Genomic DNA, 3,575 nt, shown 5'->3' with positions numbered 1-3,575 from the left:
TTTTTAAAAGTAAATATGTGATTTTTTCTATATTATAAGACGAGAAAAAAGATATATATTTAAATAATATATATGGAGAATATGTTTAACTTTTAACTTGACAAAGAAGATTAACCCACTATAATAGATATGGAAATGGAGTGTTGTCATGAATAAGAAACTCATTATTGTCGAGTCACCATCTAAATCAAAAACAATTGCCAGCTACGTTGGAAATGACGTGCTTGTTTTGTCTTCGAAGGGGCATGTTAGAGATTTATCCACATCAGGTGTTGATGGATTAGGGCTGGACATGGAAAATAATTTCACTCCTAGATACAATATTATTCCAGGAAAAAAACAACTGGTAAAAGAGTTAATTGCAAAAAGTAAAGGCAGAGATGTTTTAATCGCGACCGACCAGGATCGAGAAGGAGAAGCTATTGGATGGCATCTTGCTGAATTGCTAGAACTCGACCCAAAAGCAAGCAATCGGATTGTTTTTAGAGAAATCACAAGACCTGCAATACTAGAAGCTTTAGAAAATCCAAGACCAATTGATCAACATTTGGTATACTCTCAAGAAGTAAGAAGAATATTAGATCGTATTATTGGTTTTAAACTTTCAAAATTATTACAATCAAAAATTAAATCAAAATCAGCAGGACGTGTGCAAAGTGTTGCACTTAAGCTTATTGTAGATCTTGAAAAAGAAATCGAAGCATTTATTCCAGAAACATATTATGAAATTGAAGCTTCATTTCATCATATGAAGGCTGATTATGTTATTCCAAGTAATACAAGAATATCTAAAGAAGAAGCTGATCAAATTGTTAAAGAATCAGTTAACCCTTTTGTCGTAACCGATATTAAAACGAGAGAATCAAAGAGAAATCCGAAACCTCCATTTATTACTTCAACACTACAACAAGATGCAATTTCAAATCTTGGCATGAGCGCAAGTCGTACAATGATGGTCGCTCAATCTCTATATGAAGGTAAAGAGATTAAAGGTGAAATTGTAGGTCTAATTACCTACATGAGAACCGACTCAACAAGACTTGCTCAACCATTTATTAGCGAAACTTTATCATTTATCGAAAACACCTTTGGAAAGCCATATATCGGCAAGTACACAACAACAAAAAAAGAGAATTCTCAAGACGCACATGAAGCAATTAGACCGACCAGTTTAACACGTACACCAGATAGTTTAGAAGGCTATTTGTCACGTGATGAGCTCAGGTTATATAAGCGTATATTTGAACGCTCTGTTGCTAGTATGATGTCGCCTGCAAAATTTGATATTACAAAAGTTACTTTAAAAGCTGGAGAACATGTATATCAAGCAGAAGGATCTGTAGAGAAGTTTGATGGCTATCAAAAAATGTATACAGATGCTAAGAATAAAGATAAACATTTACCGAAACTAGAAGTCAATCAAGAATTAAATGCTAAAGAAGTTTTAGCTATTGAAAAAGTTACAACACCGAAAACGAGATATAGTGAAGCAACACTGATTAAAGAGCTAGAAGCACTAGGAATCGGTAGACCATCGACTTATGCTCAAATCATTCAAACGCTAAAAAATAGAGACTATGTATCGATCAAGGAAAAAAGATTTGAACCTTCTGAACAAGGGAGACTAACAGTCGAACAGTTAGATATATTCTTTGGAAAAATCATTAATGTTGAGTACACATCAAAAATGGAAACCGTTTTGGATGAAATTGCTGATGGTAAACAAAATGGTGGAGATTTAATAGATAAATTTTATAATAGTTTTATCCCACTAGTCAAAATAGCACAAAAAGACATGAAGAAAATAGAAGCTAAAAAGACAGATGAGCTTTGCCCGAAATGTGGTAAACCACTGGTTATTCGTAAGAGTAAGTATGGTGAGTTTGTTGCATGTAGTGGTTTTCCTAAATGTAAGTATGTAAAAAAAGACTAAAGTAGACATAACTATATATTAATAATCGGTCCTTAAGCACATGCTTTAGGGCCGCTTCATATGTGCATTTGATATTGTTGTGACATGGATATGATATAATATGAATGAATTTAGAAAAAGGAAGTGAGAACATGAAAACTTTTAAAGGCAAACCAATAACATTACTTGGTGAAACAAAGAAAATCGGTGATCATGCACCAGATTTTAAAGCTCTAAACACAAAAAATGAAGTAAAACACTTATCAGATTTTAAAACGCCTTATGTCATATTAAACGTTGTACCATCATTGGATACTACAGTATGTGATAGACAAGCAAAGACGGTTAATCAAGAACTTTCAGAACGAGAAGACATTATGGTATTAACAATTAGTAACGACTTACCAACAGCACAAGATCGCTGGTGTGGGAATTCAGGGTTATCTAATGTAATCACATTGAGTGATCACCTAGATTTAGATTTTGCTAATAAATATGGAACAAACATTAAAGAAATTAGATTACAAGCGAGAAGCGTATTCGTTTTAGACAAAAAAAGAAAAATCATTTATCTTGAATATGTTGATGAAATGAGTCAGCATTTAAACTTTGATGAATTGCTTACTTTCGTAAGAAAATTGCCGAAAGAATAATCTTTCGGTTTTCTTTTTCTTGTGGTATAATAAGCAAGAATTAGGAGTGAAACATATGGGTTTATTTCAGAAGCTTTTTAAAAGAAAACCTAAGGATGAACGATATCAATTAGGTCTACATAAAACCAAAGAAAATCTTGGTAATCTAAAAGCAATTCTTTCAGCATCAGACAAAATTGATGATGAACTTTTTGATTCTTTAGAAGATGTTTTTATTCAAGCTGATATTGGTGTTGATACAGTTATTTATTTCATTGAGCAACTAAGAGATGAAGTTGAAAACAAAAAAATAAGTGATCCTAATGATTTAGCTGAAATTATTGTTGATAAAATGTTTGAAATATATCTTAAAGGTGAACTTGTTCAAACGGATCTTAACTATGATGAAAATGAGGTTAATGTTTATCTATTTGTAGGAGTTAACGGCGTTGGCAAGACAACAACAATTGGAAAAATGGCGAAGCAATTAAAAGATGAAGGCAAAAAAGTGATGATGGTTGCTGGTGATACGTTTAGAGCTGGAGCAATTAACCAACTTGTTGAATGGGGGAATAGAAGTGATACGTTCGTCTTCACAAAAGAAGCTGGCTCAGACCCATCTTCAGTAATCTATGATGCATTAGTGATTGCTATTAAAGAAAAATATGATGTTGTTTTATGCGATACTGCAGGTAGGCTACAGACAAAAATTAACTTGATGTCTGAATTATCAAAAATGAAGAGAGTCATTCAAAAAACATTACCAAATGCTCCACAAGAAACATTATTAGTTATTGATGCAACAACAGGTCAAAATGGGATGCGTCAAGCTGAAGTGTTTAAGGATGCAACAGATGTTACAGGTATTATATTAACCAAACTAGATGGCACAGCAAAAGGTGGAATTGTTTTAGCGATTAGACACCTTTACGATTTGCCTATTAAATATGTTGGTTTAGGTGAAAAAATAGATGATTTAGTGATGTTCGACATCGAGCAGTACATCTACGGATTGTTTAAAGATTTCTTTT

At 32.8% G+C, this 3,575-nt stretch carries 3 protein-coding genes; all 3 read left to right on the top strand.

Annotation, left to right across the window (positions count from 1 at the left end; translation table 11 throughout):
* Positions 1-148: 148 nt before the first annotated feature.
* Complete coding sequence (gene topA, locus QJ521_RS09395) at positions 149-1,933, top strand: type I DNA topoisomerase (RefSeq protein ID WP_282840231.1); 1,785 nt, start codon at positions 149-151, stop codon at positions 1,931-1,933.
* A 131-nt stretch (positions 1,934-2,064) separates the two neighbouring features.
* Positions 2,065-2,565 carry a thiol peroxidase gene (gene tpx, locus QJ521_RS09390; protein WP_282840230.1) on the top strand — a complete coding sequence of 167 codons (501 nt, stop codon included), beginning with the start codon at positions 2,065-2,067 and terminating at the stop codon, positions 2,563-2,565.
* A gap of 55 nt (positions 2,566-2,620) precedes the next feature.
* On the top strand, positions 2,621-3,575 hold a 955-nt coding region (gene ftsY, locus QJ521_RS09385), incomplete at its 3' end, for a signal recognition particle-docking protein FtsY (protein ID WP_282840229.1).

The sequence above is a fragment of the Peloplasma aerotolerans genome (assembly GCF_030012175.1).
Lineage (GTDB): Bacteria > Bacillota_I > Bacilli_A > Acholeplasmatales > Acholeplasmataceae > Peloplasma > Peloplasma aerotolerans.
Note: the sequence above shows the minus strand (reverse complement) of the source record. Positions and strands in the feature narration are given on the sequence as shown.